Annotated in this window: 16 protein-coding genes; 6 read left to right on the forward strand and 10 right to left on the reverse strand. The window is 70.4% G+C overall.

Features of this window, described 5'->3' with window-relative positions; all coding sequences use genetic code 11:
* Positions 1-75: 75 nt before the first annotated feature.
* Complete coding sequence (locus KW843_RS19885; protein WP_218296877.1) at positions 76-1257, reverse strand: trans-acting enoyl reductase family protein; 1182 nt, start codon at positions 1255-1257, stop codon at positions 76-78.
* A gap of 269 nt (positions 1258-1526) precedes the next feature.
* On the opposite strand from KW843_RS19885, the gene KW843_RS19890 reads away from it, so the two are divergent.
* The 5 genes from KW843_RS19890 to KW843_RS19910 all read left to right on the forward strand — a co-directional run bounded on the left by KW843_RS19890 (position 1527) and on the right by KW843_RS19910 (position 6038).
* Positions 1527-2024 carry a YiaA/YiaB family inner membrane protein gene (locus KW843_RS19890; RefSeq protein WP_218296878.1) on the forward strand — a complete coding sequence of 166 codons (498 nt, stop codon included), beginning with the start codon at positions 1527-1529 and terminating at the stop codon, positions 2022-2024.
* Positions 2025-2129: 105 nt separating this feature from the next.
* Positions 2130-2585 (forward strand): hypothetical protein, encoded by a 456-nt coding sequence (locus tag KW843_RS19895; RefSeq protein WP_218296879.1) that lies wholly within the window; start codon positions 2130-2132, stop codon positions 2583-2585.
* A 77-nt stretch (positions 2586-2662) separates the two neighbouring features.
* Positions 2663-3466 carry a DUF2145 domain-containing protein gene (locus tag KW843_RS19900; RefSeq protein ID WP_218297003.1) on the forward strand — a complete coding sequence of 268 codons (804 nt, stop codon included), beginning with the start codon at positions 2663-2665 and terminating at the stop codon, positions 3464-3466.
* Positions 3467-3542: 76 nt separating this feature from the next.
* Positions 3543-4598: a serine endopeptidase gene (locus KW843_RS19905; RefSeq protein WP_218296880.1), complete on the forward strand. Its 1056-nt coding sequence runs from the start codon at positions 3543-3545 to the stop codon at positions 4596-4598.
* A 21-nt stretch (positions 4599-4619) separates the two neighbouring features.
* Entirely contained in the window at positions 4620-6038 is a 1419-nt protein-coding gene (locus tag KW843_RS19910) for an FAD-binding oxidoreductase (RefSeq protein WP_255594843.1), read from the forward strand.
* A gap of 27 nt (positions 6039-6065) precedes the next feature.
* Here KW843_RS19910 and KW843_RS26945 read toward each other — a convergent pair whose 3' ends face one another.
* The 5 genes from KW843_RS26945 to tgt form a co-directional block, all read right to left on the reverse strand.
* Positions 6066-7481 (reverse strand): diguanylate cyclase, encoded by a 1416-nt coding sequence (locus KW843_RS26945; protein WP_218296882.1) that lies wholly within the window; start codon positions 7479-7481, stop codon positions 6066-6068.
* A 145-nt stretch (positions 7482-7626) separates the two neighbouring features.
* Positions 7627-8196, reverse strand: a complete 570-nt coding sequence (locus KW843_RS19920) for a LuxR C-terminal-related transcriptional regulator (RefSeq protein WP_218296883.1) — start codon at positions 8194-8196, stop codon at positions 7627-7629.
* A gap of 65 nt (positions 8197-8261) precedes the next feature.
* Positions 8262-9404, reverse strand: coding sequence for a GGDEF domain-containing protein (locus KW843_RS19925; protein ID WP_255594833.1), 1143 nt, complete (start codon positions 9402-9404; stop codon positions 8262-8264).
* Positions 9405-9484: 80 nt separating this feature from the next.
* Positions 9485-9952, reverse strand: a complete 468-nt coding sequence (locus KW843_RS19930) for a hypothetical protein (protein WP_255591624.1) — start codon at positions 9950-9952, stop codon at positions 9485-9487.
* Positions 9953-10061: 109 nt separating this feature from the next.
* The gene (gene tgt / locus KW843_RS19935) at positions 10062-11234 is read right to left on the reverse strand and encodes a tRNA guanosine(34) transglycosylase Tgt (RefSeq protein WP_218296885.1); all 1173 of its coding nucleotides are present in this window, start codon (positions 11232-11234) and stop codon (positions 10062-10064) included.
* Positions 11235-11366: 132 nt separating this feature from the next.
* On the opposite strand from tgt, the gene KW843_RS19940 reads away from it, so the two are divergent.
* The gene (locus KW843_RS19940) at positions 11367-11846 is read left to right on the forward strand and encodes a universal stress protein (protein ID WP_218296886.1); all 480 of its coding nucleotides are present in this window, start codon (positions 11367-11369) and stop codon (positions 11844-11846) included.
* A gap of 96 nt (positions 11847-11942) precedes the next feature.
* Here the strand turns inward: KW843_RS19940 and KW843_RS19945 are convergent, their stop codons facing one another.
* The 4 genes from KW843_RS19945 to KW843_RS19960 all read right to left on the reverse strand — a co-directional run bounded on the left by KW843_RS19945 (position 11943) and on the right by KW843_RS19960 (position 16499).
* Positions 11943-12332, reverse strand: coding sequence for a hypothetical protein (locus tag KW843_RS19945; RefSeq protein ID WP_010466226.1), 390 nt, complete (start codon positions 12330-12332; stop codon positions 11943-11945).
* 383 nt (positions 12333-12715) lie between these two features.
* Positions 12716-13978 carry a phospholipase A gene (locus KW843_RS19950; protein WP_255594834.1) on the reverse strand — a complete coding sequence of 421 codons (1263 nt, stop codon included), beginning with the start codon at positions 13976-13978 and terminating at the stop codon, positions 12716-12718.
* Complete coding sequence (locus KW843_RS19955) at positions 13909-14391, reverse strand: hypothetical protein (RefSeq protein WP_218296887.1); 483 nt, start codon at positions 14389-14391, stop codon at positions 13909-13911. The genes KW843_RS19950 and KW843_RS19955 overlap by 70 nt, the downstream gene beginning before the upstream one ends.
* Positions 14392-14399: 8 nt before the next feature.
* A complete protein-coding gene (locus tag KW843_RS19960; protein WP_218296888.1) occupies positions 14400-16499 on the reverse strand; it encodes an ATP-dependent helicase in 2100 nt (699 codons plus the stop codon).
* Positions 16500-16677 lie beyond the last annotated feature (178 nt).

Genomic DNA, 16677 nt, shown 5'->3' on the forward strand with positions numbered 1-16677 from the left:
CCGGCGGGTCCGTGGCCGCGCGTTTCACGACCGGCCTGGTGCGAAAACGGACATGCCCGGGCCCACCCCGGGGCGTTACGCCGCTTCCACCGCGAAGCTCAGCCCCGCGCGGGCCTGCAGCCGCGCGACCAGCTTGCCGCCCAGCGCGGGCGCCGTGGTCCAGATGCCGCCGGGGGTGTCCGTGGCGTCCTGCAGCAGGCACACGGCCGCCTCGGTGATCATCTTGGAGGTGGAGCCATAGCCCGGGTCGCGGTCGCCCTTGACGCCCACGCGCAGGCTGTTGCCCGCGGCGTCGGTGCCCAGGAAGAGCACGTCGTAGAAGCCGTTCTCGCGTTCCTCGCGCGAAGGGCCCTCGCCGGGCTTGGGGCCCTTGTCCGAGCCCAGCGACTTGTCGCCCGCCACGGCATTGGCCATGGCCTCGCCCTTTTCGCCGGGGCCGGTGATGAGCATTTCGTCGTACACGAAGTCGGTGCCGTAGGCGTGCTGCAGCAGGAAATTGGAGCGGTGCACGTTGCGGGTGTTGATGGCGGCCATCACGAACGGGGCCACCCACACTCCTTCGCCCAGGGCCTCGTCCACCATGGGCTTGTTGCCCGAGGGCTGGCGCGGCCCTTCGAAGCCGGGCGTGAGCGAGAACGGGTTCTTGAGCAGGTCCAGCACGGCGGGGTTGGTGGCGGCGGCGGCCATGGTGGCCTTCAGGCTGGCGGCGGTGCCGCCCGAGAATGTGCCCTTCATCTTGCGCACCCGGCCGCGCACCCGGCTCGCGGGGTGGCCGAAACGGGCCTTCATCTCGGTTTGCAGCAGGTACACGCCCAGGTCGAACGGGATGGAGTCGAACCCGCACGAGAACACGATGCGCGCGCCGCTGGCCCGGGCCGTGGCTTCGTGCGCGTCGATCATCTGGCGCATCCACGCGGGTTCGCCGCACAGGTCCACGTAGTCCACGCCGGCCGCCGCGCACGCGGCCACCAGTTCGTTGCCGTAGAGCTGGTAGGGCCCCACGGTGGTCAGCACCAGGCGGGTCTGGTCCATCAGCGCCTGCAGGCTGGCGGGGTCGGTGCTGTCGGTCACGATCAGCGGGGTGTCGGCCGGGGCGCCCACTTCGTCGCGCACGGCGGCGAGCTTGTCGGCATTGCGCCCGCCCATGGCCCAGCGCAGGCCGCTGCCGGTGGGATAGCGCTGCAAAAGGTACTCGACCACGAGGCGGCCCGTGAAGCCGGTGGCGCCGTGGACGACAAGATCGAAGGGTTTGGTCATGGGCTGTCTCCGTGCACTGCTGCGTGCGGGTGGGGGAAGGGGCGGGCGCCGCCGCGGGCGGCCGCCGGCTGCTGGGATGCGATTGTGAAAGACAAGCGGGTGCCGGCATGTCGCCCAGGTGCCGCTTGCAATGGGCAAAAAGTATCGTTTGGCGATACCGTGAAGCCGGACTGCCGCCACTGGCGCAACCCGGCGGGGGCGGCGGGGGCCGGGCCCGGCACCATGCGGTCCGTGTTCAACCACGGGCCTGACAAGGGCCCCACCTCTGTATGTCATCCAATGCCCCCTTCCTCGTTCAGCGTGACACCCGTGCCTGGCAACTGCAGGTGTGGGTCTCGTTCGGCATCGCCGTCTTCCTGTGCGCCGTGGGGCTGGCCTGGCTGCCGGGCGAGCAGCTGGAGCAGGCGTTCATGGTGATGGGCTATGTGTTCTGCCTCTCGGCCGCGTTCGTGCTGGCCAAGTTCGTGCGGGACAACGAGAGCGCCGCGCGCCGCGGTGCGGGCGACACGCCCATGTGGAAGCTGGTGGTCTGGGGCGGATTCGCCGTGGCCATGGGCCTCACGGGCTGGGGCCTGTTCGGCATGGAGATCAACGTGACCTACAAGGCCTTCCTGGGTGTGAGCTGGCTGTACCTGATCACCACCGCCTTCACGCTGGCCAAGATGCTGCGCGACCGCCACGAGGCTGACCTGCTGGAAGCACGCCTGCAAGGCCGCCGCGAAGCTGCCGCAGCACATGCTGCTACGTCTGGTAACAACGCCAGCTGAGTTTCCGGCGTTCGCCCTGGCCCCATGGCGGATGCTCGGAGGTTGCCCTGAAAAAATCCGGTGCTGCCGCGCTACTGCGCAGCACCTCCCGCGAGGAGTGAAACCATGAAGAAATTGCCGAAGATCCTGACCCTTGCCCTGGCCGCCGGCCTGCTGTGCACGCTGGCCGCCTTGCCCGCGCGCGCCCAGAGCGAGGCCTCGGCCGCGCTGTCGCTGCTGCCTGTCGCTTCGGTGGTGGGCACGGCGTCGGTGGCGTCCGCCGCCGCTGGCGCGGTCGTGGCGGTGCCTGCCGCATTGTCGGTGGCGGGTGCGGTGCTGACCGTGAAGACGGTGGAGGCCTCGGCCACCGGCACGGTGTACCTGCTGGAGCGCGCCTCCGACGGCGCCCAGGTCAGCGTCGAGGTGGCGGGCCGGGGCGTGGGCGCATCGGCGCACACCGTGGGCACGGTGGTGACCTGCAGCGTGATCGGCACGGGCGTGGTGCTGTCGGTGGCGGGCGAGGCGATCGCCTTCGTGCCCAACGCCATCGGCCGTGCGCTGCTGCACAACGAGCGCCTGTAAGGGGCACCGCCATGGATATGCAGCAGATGACCGTGACGACCCCGGCGCATGCCCGCGTGCGCTCCTTCAACCCCGCCATGCTCGGCCTGGCCCTGGTGGCGGGCGCGGCCCTGCTGGCGGCGCCAGCGGCCCACGCGGGCCGCTCCTGCGAGGCCGCCAAGCCCGTGCCGGCCAAGGTGATCGAGCGCGGCATGCAACTGGCGCAGCAGACCTCCGCCGCGCTCGACGCGGAGCATGCGAAGTCTGGCGCCCAGGTGGTGGTGCTCGCCCGCGCCGGGCAGGACCTGAGCAAGTACGGCCTGCGCTATTCGCACCTGGGCTGGGCCTACAAGACACCCGAGGGCCCCTGGCGCGTGGCCCACAAGCTCAACGAATGCGGCACGGCCGTGGGGCACCTGTACCGGCAGGGCCTGGGCGAGTTCTTCCTGGACGACCTGTGGCGCTACGAGGCCGTCTACGCCGTGCCCACGCCCGAGGTGCAGCAGCGCCTGCTGGCCGTGCTGCAGGACAAGGCCCGCACCAGGACGCTGCAGCACCCGCCCTACAGCATGGTGAGCTACGTGTGGGGCCGCAAGTACCAGCAGTCCAACCAATGGGCGCTGGAAACGCTGGCCGTGGCCATGGAGCCCGCCACGGTGCGCAACCGCGAGCAGGCGCAGGCCTGGCTGCAGTTCAAGGGCTACGAGCCGACCACGCTCAAGCTCGGGCCGCTCACGCGGATGGGCGGGCGCGTGGGTTCGGCCAACATCGCGTTCGACGACCACCCGGGCGACAAGCGGTTCTCGGACCGCATCGAGACCGTCACGGTCGATTCGGTGCTGGCCTGGCTGCAGCGGGCCCAGCTGGCGGCCGCGCCGGTGGTGCTGACCGTGAAGAATTGATGAAATGGGCCGATTGCGCTTGACTGGTAAGCGCTGGCAGCTATCAAATGCATAGTATCTACAGAGGGGAATGATCATGAGCAAATCACTGCGGCTGTCTGAAAAATGGTTCCGCCGCGGCCTGTGGCTGGTGGCGCTGGTGTTTGCCAGCTTCCTCATCGGGCTGGGCGGCACCATCGTGGGCGATTTGCCCAAGGTCGAGACGCCGCTGCGCGTGGATGACTTCCTGGACAAGCCGGCCGCCGAAAAGCTGCGCGCCCAGGTCAAGGACGCGCGCCAGGCCGAGCAGGACGCGCAGACCGCGCTGGAGCAGGCGCAGCTGCAGCGAAGCAAGGCCCGCAGCGAAACGCAGGCCGCGCGCGAGACCTTCAACAACTGGCTCTCCACCCGCTCGGCCACCCAGCGCGCGGACCAGGACCCGGAGGTCATTGCGCGCACCCAGGCGCTCGATGTGCTCAAGCTCGCCGAGCGCAAGACCCAGCAGGCGGTGGAGCTGCAGCAGCAGGCCGCGCTCGACGCGCGCCAGGCGGCGGCGGCCACGCAGGAGCGCCTGAACAGCATGGAAGCCGATGGCTACGTGAAGCTGGAGGCCGAGCGCCGCAAGGTGGAGCTGCGCGTGTTCCTGTACCGCCTGGCGCTCACCCTGCCGCTGCTGGCCATCGCCGGCTGGCTGTTCGTGAAGAAGCGCAAGGGCACCTACTGGCCGTTCGTGTGGGGCTTCATCTTCTTCGCGCTGTTCGCGTTCTTCGTGGAGCTGGTGCCCTACCTGCCCAGCTACGGCGGCTATGTGCGCTACGTGGTGGGCATCGGCATCACGGCGCTGGTGGGGCGCTACGCCATCCTCGCGCTCAACCGCTACCTGGAGCGCCAGAAGCTGGCCGAAACCCTGCCCGACCAGGAGCGCCGCAAGGAGCTGAGCTACGACGTGGCCCTGGCCCGCCTGGCCAAGAGCGTGTGCCCCGGCTGCGAGCGGCCCGTGGACTTGAAGAACGAGAAGATCGACTTCTGCCCGCACTGCGGCATCGGCCTGTTCGACCACTGCGGCACCTGCACCACGCGCAAGAGCGCCTTCGCCCGCTTCTGCCATGCCTGCGGCACGGGCGCGGGGGTGCGGCTGGCGCGGGATGACTGAGCGGGTCCCCGCGTGACATCCATGGGGGGGCTGCGCCGCCGCGAGCTTCTGGGCGCGCTGGCCGCCGCCGGACTGGCGGGGGCCTGTGCGCCGCTGCCGGCCCACAGTGCGCCCGGGGCGCTGATCGAGAACGTGACCCGCCTGTACCCCGTGCGCGTGTCGCGGGTGGTGGTGCCCGCCAGCCTGCAGGACGTGGCGCAGGCCGTGCGCAACTGGCCCGGCGCGGTGGCCGTGGGCGGCGGGCGCTACAGCATGGGCGGCCAGGTCGGCGTGGAAGGCGGCCTGCACATCGACATGCGCGGCATGAATGCCCTGGTGTGGCTGGACACCGGGGCGCGCACGGTGCGCGTGCAGGCCGGCATGCGCTGGCGCGACCTGCAGGACCACCTGGATCCCCACGACCTGGCGGTGCGCACCATGCAGAGCTACTCGAACTTCACGGTGGGCGGTTCCGTGTCGGTGAACGTGCATGGCCGCTATGTGGGGCACGGGCCCATCGGCGCGTCCGTGCGGGCCCTGCAGATCGTGCTGGCCAGCGGCGAGGTGCGCGAGGCCAGCCGCCAGCAGCACCCCGACCTGTTCCGTGCCGCGCTGGGCGGCTATGGCGGGCTGGGGGTGATCACCGAGGTGGAGCTGGACCTGGATGCCAACACCGCCATCGAGCGCACCGTGGCCCAGGTGGCGCTGGACGACTACCCCGGCTTCTTTGCCGCCAGGGTGGCCGCCAACGCGCGGGCCGTGATGCACAACGCCGACCTGCTGCCCCCCCGTTTCGACCGCGCCACCGCCGTGACCTGGGCCCGCACCGACAAGCCCGTGACCATGCCCGGGCGCCTGGTGCCGCGCGGCCAGCGGTATGACCTGGACAAGAGCGTGATCTGGGCCATGACCGAACTGCCGGGCGGCCACCAGCTGCAGCACAAGGTGGTGCGCCCGGCGCTGCTGCGTGGCCAGCCGGTGGTGTGGCGCAACCACGAGGCCAGCCTGGATGCCGCCTCGCTGGAGCCCGCGAGCCGCGCACAGTCCACCTACGTGCTGCAGGAGTACTTTGTGCCCGTGGCCCGGTTCGCCGCTTTCACGCGGGGCTTGGCCCGCATCCTGCAGCAGCATGGGGCGCAGGTGCTCAACATCTCGGTGCGCCATGCGCCGCCCGACCCCGATGCCATCATGGCCTGGGCGCGCGAGGAGGTGTTTTCGTGGGTGCTGTACTACAAGCAGGGCACCCGCCCCGAGGCCTGTGCCGAAGTGGCTCTGTGGACGCGTGCGCTGATCGACCTGGCCCTGCAGCATGGCGGCACCTACTACCTGCCCTACCAGCGCCATGCCACGCGGGCGCAGTTCGCGGCGGCCTACCCGCAGGCGGACCGGTTTCGCGCGGCCAAGGCCGTCTGGGACCCCGCGGGGCGGATGACCAACATGCTCTGGGCGCAGTATCTGTAGAGGGACGCCGCGGGCCGGCGCGGGGGGCTACCCCATCATCACCCGGTTGCGCCCCTGCGCCTTGGCGCGGTAGAGCGCCGCGTCGGCCGCGAGCAGCAGCATGTCCATGTCGGCATCGCCGCCCAGCGTGGCGCTGTGCACCAGGCCGATGCTGATGGTGGCATGCCGTGGAACGCCCCCGGCGGCGCCAAAGGTCTGCTGCTCCACCACCTTGCGCAGGCGCTCTGCGATCGCGTGCGCCTCGGCGGGCGAGGCATCGGGCAGCACCACCGCGAATTCCTCGCCGCCCAGGCGGCCCAGCACGTCCTGGGGGCGCAGCGCGCCGGCCATGGCCTGGGCGAGGCCGACGAGGAGCTGGTCGCCCGCGCCGTGGCCCAGCTGGTCGTTGACCTGCTTGAAATGGTCCACGTCCACCATCAGCACGGCCAGGCCGGCGGATTCGCGCTGGTAGCGCGCGACCAGGCGCTCGCCCTGCTGCAGGAACGCGCGGCGCGCGAGCACGCCGGTCAGGTCGTCGTGCCGCACGGCGTGGTCCAGGCGGCGCAGGGCCTCGGCGCGCGCGGCGCTGGCGCAGGCCACGGCCAGCGGCCCCAGCGCCAGCAGCGTGACGCCCACGCGCAGCGAGAACACGTCGCTGGCATGCGCGGGCGTGAAGTTGAGCACGCCCGTGGCCACCCCGGCCATGGTCCACAGGCACACCACCAGCGACAGCAGGCTGGACGTGAACGGGCTGTAGCTGAGCGCGCACCACAGCAGCCCCGGCACCACGAAGGCCAGCATGCCGGGCCCGCCGACCACGGTGCGGATGCCCTCGGCCAGCAGCAGCGAGCTCACGGGGGCCACGCGCCAGAACAGCGATGCGCCCGGCAGGCCCTGCGGGGCGTTCATGGCGGGCGGCGGGTCGTCGGCGCGGGGCGCGGCCAGCACCACCGGCACGATGAGCATGTAGTTCATGAGTTCGGTGCTGAACCACAGGGACAGCAGGTCGGTCCAGGGGGTATCGAAGTACACCGGCGCGGCGCCGCAGCCCGCCAGGGCCCCCACGGTGCTGGCGACCAGCGCCGCCACCAGCAGGTACAGCGCCGACACCGTGCGCTGCAGGCGCCGGATGCGTTCGTCCAGGCGGCGCAGCACCAGCCAGCCCGCCGTGGCGCCCAGCATGTTGGCCCCGTTGAGCCACAGTGCCATGGACCAGTCGCTGCCCGTGGCCAGGTCCGCCGCCAGGTAGCCCACGGCGGCCGCCACCCAGGCCGGCGGCCGCGCGAGCCGGGGGTAGCGGACCAGCAGTCCCAGCAGCAGCGCATTGGCGGGCCAGAACGCCGACAGGAAGCCGATGGGCCGCGCAAAGATGCCCACCAGGCAGGCGGCGAAGATCAGCAGGGCCAGCCCCAGCCAGGCCAGGGGCGGCGGAAGCGGTCGCAGGAGCGCGAAAGGGCGGTACATGGGTGGATGGCGGTGGATCGGCGGGAGGGCGGGGGCGGCGGTGGGCGGGGGTGCCCCCGATTGTCCCCGGGCCGGGCGTGGTGGGGGGCTCGCCCGGCACCCCCGGGACACCGTTGTTGACGATTTCAAACGCCCGCCGCGAGGGTCAGGGGGGGCCTGCCAGCAGCAGCGCCACCAGTTCGCCCGTGCTGCTGGCGCCCAGCTTGCGCATGAGCCGGGCGCGGTGGGCGTCCACGGTGCGGTGGCTGATGTCCAGGTGGCGCCCGATCTGCTTGCTGGTGGCGCCCGTGACGATGTGCTGCGCGATCTCGCGCTCGCGCACGGTCAGCGGCGTGCTGACGGGGCGGCGGTGCGAGATGTCCTCGAACATCCACACGGCGCGCGCGAACGGGTCGGCCCGGTCGAGCGCGCGGCCCGCCACGTGGCACCAGAACAGCGACCCGTCGCGCCGCCGCATGATGCGCTCGTCGCTGTAGCCGCCCGTGTCGCGCATGGCCTTCAGGCCCCGGTGGCCGGTGTGCGTGAACTCGTCGAACGACGGGTACAGCGGCGCCAGCGGCTGGCCCAGCAGCTCGGCCTGGGCATGGCCGAACATGTGGGCGAAGGCATCGTTGCACAGCTCGATGGCGCGGTCGCGTGTCACGCACATGCCCACGGGCGCGAGGTGAAAGGCCAGTGCGAGCGCCTCGTTCGGAACGGCAGGGGGTGCGGGCATGGGGTGGCATTCTGCAGCAACCGCCCCCTGGCGCGGTGTGTCCGCTCCCGGCCGGGAGGGGCGGCTCAGGCCGGGCGCTCGTGCACCACCGCCACGCGGTTGCGGCCCGCGCTCTTGGCGTCGTACAGCGCGTGGTCGGCCGCGCTCAGCCAGTCGGCCCAGGTTCCGCCGGCGCGGGCCACGCAGGCCAGGCCGATGCTCACGCTGACGGGGATGTCCTCGCCATTCTCGGTCAGCCGGATCTGCGCCACGGCCGTGCACAGGCGCTGGGCGATGGTGGTGGCGTCGCCCGCCGAGACATCGGGCAGGTAAACCAGGAATTCCTCGCCGCCCATGCGCGCGAGCAGGTCGGAGTCGCGCAGCTGGCGGCGCAGGCATTCGGCGAAGGCGACCAGCACGCGGTCGCCCGCCGCGTGGCCGAAGCGGTCGTTGATGCGCTTGAAGTGGTCCAGGTCGAGCTGCGCGATGGCGCTGCCCACCGGCAGCTGCGCGGGCAGCCGGGACATGACCCAGTGGCGGTTGCCCACGCCCGTGAGCGCGTCCGTCTGCGCCATCCGCTCCAGGCGCGCCTCGGCCCGTTCGCTGGAGAGCGACGAGACCATGAGGGCGATGCCGAAGTGGCAGAACATCTGCACGTAGAAGGCCCGGGCGAAACCGGTGGAGCTGGCGTTCTCGGTGGCGATGTAGAACAGGCGCAGCGCGAAGATGAAGGCGCTGACCAGCAGGAACCCCGCCAGGAGGGCCCGTGATGGCAGGGGCTCGGCGCGGCGGTCGCGCCATATTTCATGGGCCGAGCCCACCAGGGCTGCGGTGGCCGTCACGTGGAAGGCACCGGCCCGCAGGAGGTTGTCCAGCGGAAACTGTGTGGCGATGCCCGCCACCAGCCAGCCCGCGGGCACCAGGGCGAGCCAGCCCATCGGGATGCGCCTGCGCCCGCTCAGCGCCCGGACGCCCGCCCAGAAGAGGCAATAGCCGACCGTGCCGAGCAGCAGGCTGCCGTGTGTCCAGAGCCAGTCCGGCAGGATGAGGTACTCGCCCCGGCCCGCCAGTTCGGCGCCGATGGCCAGCAGCAGGTACGCCCCGGCCAGCGGCCGCAGCCCCTGGGGCCGGCAGGAATGCCGGCTGACGTGAAAGATGCTCAGGGCCCCGGCCACCAGGGCGGTCTTGTAGAGCAGGAGTACGGTGGGGAGGTCAAGCTGTATGCCCATGTCGCGGTGCAATGGCGGGTTGGTGGCGGTCCCAGGCGGGGACCGTGGTCTGTGGTTCGTGGTCGCGATGGGGGAGGCGCTCAGCGGCGGCGCCAGCGCAGCCGCCACTGCCGCCGGATGACCCGCGCCACGCGCCAGGCCCATGACGCGCGGGCGCGCTCCAGCACGGCGTGCTTGATGCCCATCCAGCGGGCATGGGTCCAGGCGAACCAGCGCAGCTGCATCAGCGCGGCCTGGGTGAGGCTGTACAGCCGGGCCACCACGGCGGTGCCCACCACCTTGGCGATCACGATCACGGTCATGCCCAGCACCACGTGCCCCCGGCCCACCGCCCACAGGGCCAGCAGCTTCACGGGCAGCAGCAGCGCCGTGGGCAGCAGGAACACGGCCACCGCCGCCCAGGGCGGCAGGGCGCGCACGCAGCCTTCGATCCAGCGCAGGCCGGGCCAGCGGCCGATGCGTGCCAGCAACTGCTGCAGCGGTACCCAGCCCCATTCCTCGAACAGGATCAGCAGGGCCAGCAGCCCGCTGCCCAGGCCGGTCAGCATGCGCGCGGGCCAGCGCAGCAGTTGGTGCAGGATTCTTGGAATGATTTGGGCCTCTGGCGCTTGTCTATCCAGCGCGAATAGCTATTGTTTTTATAGCTTCCGATCGTGGTTACACGCCCCGGGCCCGCTCGGCCTTGAAGCGCGCCCGGAACTGCGCGAACGCGCCCGCGTCGAGCGACTCGCGCACCTCGCGCATGAGGTTCAGGTAGTAGTGCAGGTTGTGCACGGTGGTGAGCATGGGGCCCAGCATTTCGCCGCAGCGGTCCAGGTGGTGCAGGTAGGCACGGCTGAAACCCTCGCGCCCGCCCTCGTCCCACGACACGCCCGCGCTGCCCGCGCAGGCATAGCAGGTGCAACTGGTGTCCAGGGGCTGGTGGTCGGCCTTGTGGCGTGCGTTGCGGATTTTCAGGTCGCCAAAACGCGTGAACAGCGTGCCGTTGCGCGCGTTGCGCGTGGGCATCACGCAGTCGAACATGTCCACGCCGTCGGCCACGCCCTGCACCAGGTCTTCGGGCGTGCCCACGCCCATCAGGTAGCGGGGCTTGTGCGCGGGCAGGCGGTGCGGCGTGTGGGCCATGATGTCCAGCATCTCGTCCTTGGGTTCGCCCACGCTCACGCCGCCCACGGCGTAGCCGGGGAAATCCATCTCGACCAGGCGCTCCAGCGATTCCTGGCGCAGGTTCTTGTACATGCCGCCCTGCACGATGCCGAACAGCGCGTTGGGGTTCTCCAGCCGCTGGAATTCATCCCGCGAGCGCTTGGCCCAGCGCAGGCTCATTTCCATGCTCTTGCGCGCCTCGGCCTCGGTGGTGAGGTGGCCCTTGGTCTCGTACGGCGTGCACTCGTCGAGCTGCATCACGATGTCGGAGTTGAGCGTGGTCTGGATCTGCATGCTCACCTCGGGCGACATGAAGAGCTTGTCGCCGTTGACGGGGCTGGCGAAGGTCACGCCCTCTTCGGTGATCTTGCGCATCGCGCCCAGGCTCCAGACCTGGAAACCGCCCGAGTCGGTGAGGATGGGCTTGTCCCACTTTTCAAAGCCGTGCAGGCCGCCAAAGCTCTGCATCACGTCCAGGCCCGGGCGCATCCACAGGTGGAAGGTATTGCCCAGGATGATCTGCGCACCCATGTCGTGCAGGCTGCGCGGCATCACGCCCTTGACGGTGCCGTAGGTGCCCACGGGCATGAAGATGGGGGTCTGCACCACGCCGTGGTTGAGCGTGAGCGTGCCACGGCGTGCGTGGCTGGTGGGGTCGGTTTTGAGGAGGTCGAACTGCAGCATGATGGGGCGATTGTCCCAGACGGGCCGCCCCCGCCTTGTGCGGGCAGGCCGCAGGGACATGGGCTGGCGTTGGCGCGCCGCATCGCTACACTGGTTCCAGACGGGCTACCAGCCCATCACAAGGAGAACAACATGCTCAAGATCCTCATCGCCGTGGATGGCTCGGAACTCTCCCTGGACGGCGTGCACCATGCGCTGGCGCTCCTGGGCCAGGGCCTGAAGGCCAGCGTGGTCCTGGCCAACGTCCAGGAACCCGCCACGCTGTACGAACTGGTGACCACGCGTGACCCCGACCTGATCGCCGCCGCCAGCCTGGAGGCCGGCCAGCACCTCATGGCGTCCGCGCGGGCGCTGCTCGACGCGGCGGGCGTGGCCTACGAGACCGACGTGGGCGTGGGCGACGTGGCCCACACGCTGGTGGACATGATCGAGCGCTCGGGCTGCGACATGGTCATCATCGGTGCCAAGGGGCAGGGCGCCATCACCAGCGCGCTGCTGGGCTCGGTCTCGCAGGAGGTGGCGCACGCGAGCCCGGTGCCGGTGACCATCGTCAAGCATGCCGAGGTGCTGGAAGCGCTGGAAAGCGACGTGGCCGAAGACACCGAGGCCTGAGAACCTGTTCAAGAACTTTTCGGGGGGGGCCAGAAAATAAAAGGGCCGCTGTGCGCGGCCCTGGCGGGGATCTTCGGAGGACGGGTGCCCGGCGTGTCAGGCCGCCTTGCGAAACGGTTCGGCCGCGGGCCGCTGCAGCTTGCCGTGGGGCAGGGTGGCCAGGCGCGAGAACATGCGGCGCACGTAGCCGCGCACCCACAGGCATTTGTTGAGCTCGTCCACGGGCAGCGGGCCCGACACCACCACGATGTCGTTGGCCACGTCCTGGGCTCCTGCGGCCCGCAGGCGGCGGCGCGTGTTGTTGGCCCAGGACTGGATGCGCGTGGGGCTGCCGTGCTGGTGCACCTCGCCCGTGTGCGCATCGAATGCAATCGCCACGGTGTCGGTTTTCAGCTTGAACCTGCGCTCACCCGTCACGGCGCTGGGCGCCTCGCGCATGTCGTAGAGGTAGTAGCTGCCTGCCTTGAGCTGGTATTGCATGTCCATGGGTGTGTTCCTCTCTGTCGGCATTGTCGAGGGCGCACGGTGCGGGCAATGGCAGGTAAAACGGTGGGAAAGGGGCTCTTATCGGGAGCCGTTCGCCAGGGCCGCGCTGGTTTCTGTGCGCGTGCCATTGTGGCGGCGCCCCGGCGCCAGCGCGCGAAACTTGAGGGCGATGTCGTAACGAGTTGTGAGTGGGGTGTTTGGAGCGTCTGGGCTTTGGTTGCGCCCGGCCGTTGCGTTGCCCAAGGCGTATGCGACTGGCGCGGCCCACGCCAGAGCCGCCAAGCAAGGGCCGCCCCGCAGCGAGGGCTGCGTCCCTCTGCCCGCGCAGCGCAGCGCAGCGAGAGCGGGGGGACGGCGCACAGCGCCTCAGGGGGATGTCCCTGCTAGAAATCCACCAGGCTCAGCCCCAGGCTGAACACGGTGCGCTTGCGGTTGTAGTCGATCATGCTGTCGCCATAGCCGCTGAACAGCTGCGTGTGCAGGCGCAGGTTGCTCTTGCTGCCGAAAAGGCCCGTGCCCACCGTCTGCAGCCATTCCAGGCGCACCGAGCCCCGGTCGCTGCTCGACAGCGAGTGGCGCAGCGTGGCGCCCACGGTGTTGTCCTTGTTGACGTTCCAGAACGCCGACAGCTCGCCCCGGCCGACGTAGTCGCTGATGCCGGGGTTGTCGTCGCTGCCCGAGCTTTCGGGCACGCGCTTCCACAGGCGCGCGTTCACGCTGAAGCTGTTGGAAAGCTCCATGCCGGTCATGAGGTACACGCGGTTCCAGCTGCGCGACAGGGGCTTGCTCTGGCCGTTGGACTGGTGCACCAGGCCGATGCCGCTGTAGCGCCACTTCCAGCCGAACGGCAGCTGCGCCGTGGTGGGGTAGACGTACATGACCTCGGGCTCGTGGTCGGTGGCGCGGAAGGGGCGCGAGATCTGGGGCGTGAACAGCTGCCAGTACGACTGCTGCGAATAGCCGAACCACACGGAATCCTTGAGCGTGGGGTGGCCCTGCGTGAGCAGGCCCTGCGCGAGCTTGGTGCGCACCGACAGCTGGATGCGGTTCTCGGTGCGGCGGTAGGGCGTGGATTCGGTGGCCGAGTGGTCCGCCGCGTCGGACGTGGGCTGGCGGTTCACGTTGCTCGACGCCACCACCGACACGGTGATGGGCCGGTAGCCCCGGAAGCTGAAGGTGCCGCAGTCGCTGCCCGATTCCAGCTCCCAGAAGCGCGAGAGGTCGCTGTACTGCGGGTCGCGGCAGCCCTCGGTGCGGGCCACGTCGATGACGCGGGTGGCGGGCAGGGTGGTGTCCACGGGCGGCGGCACGGCCGACGCGGCGGCGGAGGCGCCCGGCGCATTCCAGCTTTGCTGGTCGGCGGCCCACTGGTCGAAGCAGGCCAGGCGCGCCTGGTTGTCGCTGGACAGGGCGGTGCAGCGGCGCCAGGCGCTCTCGGCGCCCCCGGCGGCCGAGGCGGTGGCGCCGGCCGGTGCGGCCGCCTGTGCCAGCGCGGCGCCGGCGGGCGCCAGCGCGGCGGCCACCAGCAGCGCCAGCGTGCGACGCGATGGCGCGGCGGCGGGCGTGGCGGTCCTGGTCACCCCGCCTGCCTGCGCAGCGCGAAAGGGGCCGATGGAGCTGAAGGGGTGGGGGTGGCGTTGTTCCATGTTCCGCGTATTTCCTTGCCGCACGATCCATCCACCACCTGGCCCGTCCAGGGGGTGCTGATGTTCATGCCGTTGATCGATTCTTCCAGGGTCGGGTCGCCGCCATCGGCGTCGCCGCTGACCGGCGCCGTGGTGCCGCCACGCTGCACGGTACCACGCACGCTGTGTGCCAGTGCGGCGTGGTGCCCCAGCTGCGGCGTGGCCGTGGCGCCCGGCGCGGGGGCCGGCGGCTCGGCCAGCCAGCGGCCCCGCAGGCGCGGGTGGCCCCTGTCCGCCGCGGCGGGGCACGCCGCCGTGGATTGTGGTTCATTTCGGCGGTGGGCGCTTGTAGGATAAGCGCTGATAGCTATCAAAATAAAAGCGGCCCCCCGCCGGGGCGCGGGGCGGGGGCGAGCGGGTGCCGGCCGGGGCATGGGGCGCCTCAGGCCGTGGGCGCGGGCTGGGCGGCCACGGCGGCGTTGGCCGCGCTCGTCGCCTGGGCCTTGGCGGCGAATTCGGCGCGCAGGGCCTTGAGCTTCTCGCGCGGGTCTTCGCGGGCGGTGGTCTTGTCCAGGCCCATCTCGGCGATGAAGCGGCTGGGCTGCGCGGCCACCATCTCGCGGCCCTTCTTGCGCCGCTTGGTCCAGCTCACGGCCAGCGTGCGCTGGGCGCGGGTGATGCCCACGTACATCAGGCGGCGCTCTTCCTGCAGGCGCTGCAGCGTGTCGTCGCTCACCTTCTGCTGGCGCCCCTCGTCGTCGTCGAGCTTGAACGGCAGCATGCCTTCGGTCACGCCCACCAGCACCACGTGCGGCCACTCCAGGCCCTTGCTCGCGTGCAGGGTCGACAGCGTGACCATGTCCTGCTCCTGCTCGCGTTCGCTGATGGTGGACAGCAGCGCGATGGTCTGCGACACCTCCAGCAGGCTCTTGGTCTCCTTGGCCACCACGGCGCCCGCCGTGTCGTCGATCTGGCCGCCCGCGCGCTGGGCCATCCAGTCGCAGAACTCCATCACATTGCTCCAGCGCGCGGCGGCCACCTTTTCGCTGTCCTCGTTGTCGTACAGGTGCTGCTCGTAGCCGATCTCCTTGAGCCACTCGTTCAGGAAGGTGCGCGACTCCTCGGCGCCATGCACGCGGCGCGCGCTGTACTCCAGGTAGTTGATGTAGCGGCCGAATTCATGCAGGCCGTCCATGGCCCGCTTGGGCACGGCCGCCGGCAGCATGCCGTTGAACAGCGCGCCGAACATGCTCTGCTTGTGCTGCGTGGCGAACGCGCCCAGCGCCGCCAGCGTGGTGTGGCCGATGCCGCGCTTGGGCGTGGTGATGGCGCGCAGGAACGCCGGGTCATCGTCGTTGTTGATCCACAGCCGGAACCAGGCGCACAGGTCCTTGATCTCGGCGCGGTCGAAGAAGCTGGTGCCGCCCGAGACCTTGTAGGGAATGTTGGCCTTGCGCAGCGCCTTCTCGAACGGCTTGGCCTGGTGGTTGGCGCGGTACAGGATGGCGAAGGCCTTCCAGTCGGGCGGCGGGTTGCTGGCCGCGCGCAGGCTCTGGATGCGGGCCACGGCGCGTTCGGCCTCGTGCTCTTCGCTGTCGGCGTCCACCACGCGCACGGGCTCGCCCTCGCCCAGCTCGGAGAACAGCGTTTTCGGAAACAGCTTGGGGTTGGGCCCGATCACGTTGTTGGCCGCGCGCAGGATGGCGCTGGTGGAGCGGTAGTTCTGCTCCAGCTTGATGACCTTGAGGTGCGGGAAGTCGATGGGCAGCTTCTTCAAGTTGTCCAGCGTGGCGCCGCGCCAGCCGTAGATGGACTGGTCGTCGTCGCCCACGGCCGTGAAGTGCCCGTTCTCGCCCACCAGCAGCTTGAGCAGCTCGTACTGCGTGGCGTTGGTGTCCTGGTATTCATCGACCAGCACGTGGCTCAGCGCCGCCTGCCACTTGGCGCGCACTTCGGGGAAGTCGCGCAGCAGGCGCAGCGGCATGCCGATGAGGTCGTCGAAGTCCACGCTCTGGTAGGCCGCCAGGCGCTCCTCGTAGCGCGCCATCAGCGTGGCGATGATGCGCTCGTTGTCGTCGGCCGCCTGGGCCAGCGCCTGCTCGGAGGTCAGGCCCATGTTCTTCCACTTGCTGATCACCCACTGCCATTGGCGCGCGGTGGCCATGTCGGTGGTGCCGCCCGAGGCTTCCTTCAGGATGCCGGTCACGTCGTCGGCATCCAGGATGCTGAACTGGGGCTTGAGGCCCAGCACCGAACCATCCTCGCGCACCATGCGCACGCCCAGGGCGTGGAAGGTGCACACCAGCACGTCCTTGGCGCGCCGGCCGATCAGGCCCTTGGCGCGCTCGCGCATTTCGGCGGCCGCCTTGTTGGTGAAGGTGATGGCGGCGATGCGCCTGGGCTCCATGCCCTTCTCGATCATGTGCGCGATCTTCTGCGTGATCACGCGCGTCTTGCCCGAGCCCGCGCCGGCCAGCACCAGGCAGGCCCCGTCGGTGTAGTGGACAGCCTGGAGCTGGGCGAGATTGAGACCGGCGGACATGGATGGAGGAAGAAGGAAAAAGCAGGAGAGGAAGAAGGGGCCGGGGGCACCCAGGGGCGGGCGTACCGCAGCGCCGCCGGAGCGCGCAATGATACCGGCGCGCTCCGGCGGGGCCGGGTTGCGCCGCGGCCGGCCCCGGCGGGGTCTGACAGGGGCCTGACGCCGCCCCCGCGCTGCG

The sequence above is a fragment of the Acidovorax sp. sif1233 genome (assembly GCF_019218755.1).
Classification (GTDB): Bacteria; Pseudomonadota; Gammaproteobacteria; order Burkholderiales; family Burkholderiaceae_C; genus Acidovorax.

Coding starts and splice junctions, on each gene's coding strand:
- KW843_RS19920 (WP_218296883.1), bottom strand. CDS start 8,196: ATGCCCGCACCCCCTGCCGTTCCGAACGAGGCGCTCGCACTGGCCTTT.
- KW843_RS19905 (WP_218296880.1), top strand. CDS start 3,543: ATGAGCAAATCACTGCGGCTGTCTGAAAAATGGTTCCGCCGCGGCCTG.
- KW843_RS19950 (WP_255594834.1), bottom strand. CDS start 13,978: ATGGAACAACGCCACCCCCACCCCTTCAGCTCCATCGGCCCCTTTCGC.
- KW843_RS19895 (WP_218296879.1), top strand. CDS start 2,130: ATGAAGAAATTGCCGAAGATCCTGACCCTTGCCCTGGCCGCCGGCCTG.
- KW843_RS26945 (WP_218296882.1), bottom strand. CDS start 7,481: ATGTACCGCCCTTTCGCGCTCCTGCGACCGCTTCCGCCGCCCCTGGCC.
- KW843_RS19940 (WP_218296886.1), top strand. CDS start 11,367: ATGCTCAAGATCCTCATCGCCGTGGATGGCTCGGAACTCTCCCTGGAC.
- KW843_RS19900 (WP_218297003.1), top strand. CDS start 2,663: ATGCTCGGCCTGGCCCTGGTGGCGGGCGCGGCCCTGCTGGCGGCGCCA.
- KW843_RS19945 (WP_010466226.1), bottom strand. CDS start 12,332: ATGGACATGCAATACCAGCTCAAGGCAGGCAGCTACTACCTCTACGAC.
- tgt (WP_218296885.1), bottom strand. CDS start 11,234: ATGCTGCAGTTCGACCTCCTCAAAACCGACCCCACCAGCCACGCACGC.
- KW843_RS19960 (WP_218296888.1), bottom strand. CDS start 16,499: ATGTCCGCCGGTCTCAATCTCGCCCAGCTCCAGGCTGTCCACTACACC.
- KW843_RS19885 (WP_218296877.1), bottom strand. CDS start 1,257: ATGACCAAACCCTTCGATCTTGTCGTCCACGGCGCCACCGGCTTCACG.
- KW843_RS19955 (WP_218296887.1), bottom strand. CDS start 14,391: ATGCCCCGGCCGGCACCCGCTCGCCCCCGCCCCGCGCCCCGGCGGGGG.
- KW843_RS19910 (WP_255594843.1), top strand. CDS start 4,620: ATGGGGGGGCTGCGCCGCCGCGAGCTTCTGGGCGCGCTGGCCGCCGCC.
- KW843_RS19890 (WP_218296878.1), top strand. CDS start 1,527: ATGTCATCCAATGCCCCCTTCCTCGTTCAGCGTGACACCCGTGCCTGG.
- KW843_RS19930 (WP_255591624.1), bottom strand. CDS start 9,952: ATGCTGACCGGCCTGGGCAGCGGGCTGCTGGCCCTGCTGATCCTGTTC.
- KW843_RS19925 (WP_255594833.1), bottom strand. CDS start 9,404: ATGGGCATACAGCTTGACCTCCCCACCGTACTCCTGCTCTACAAGACC.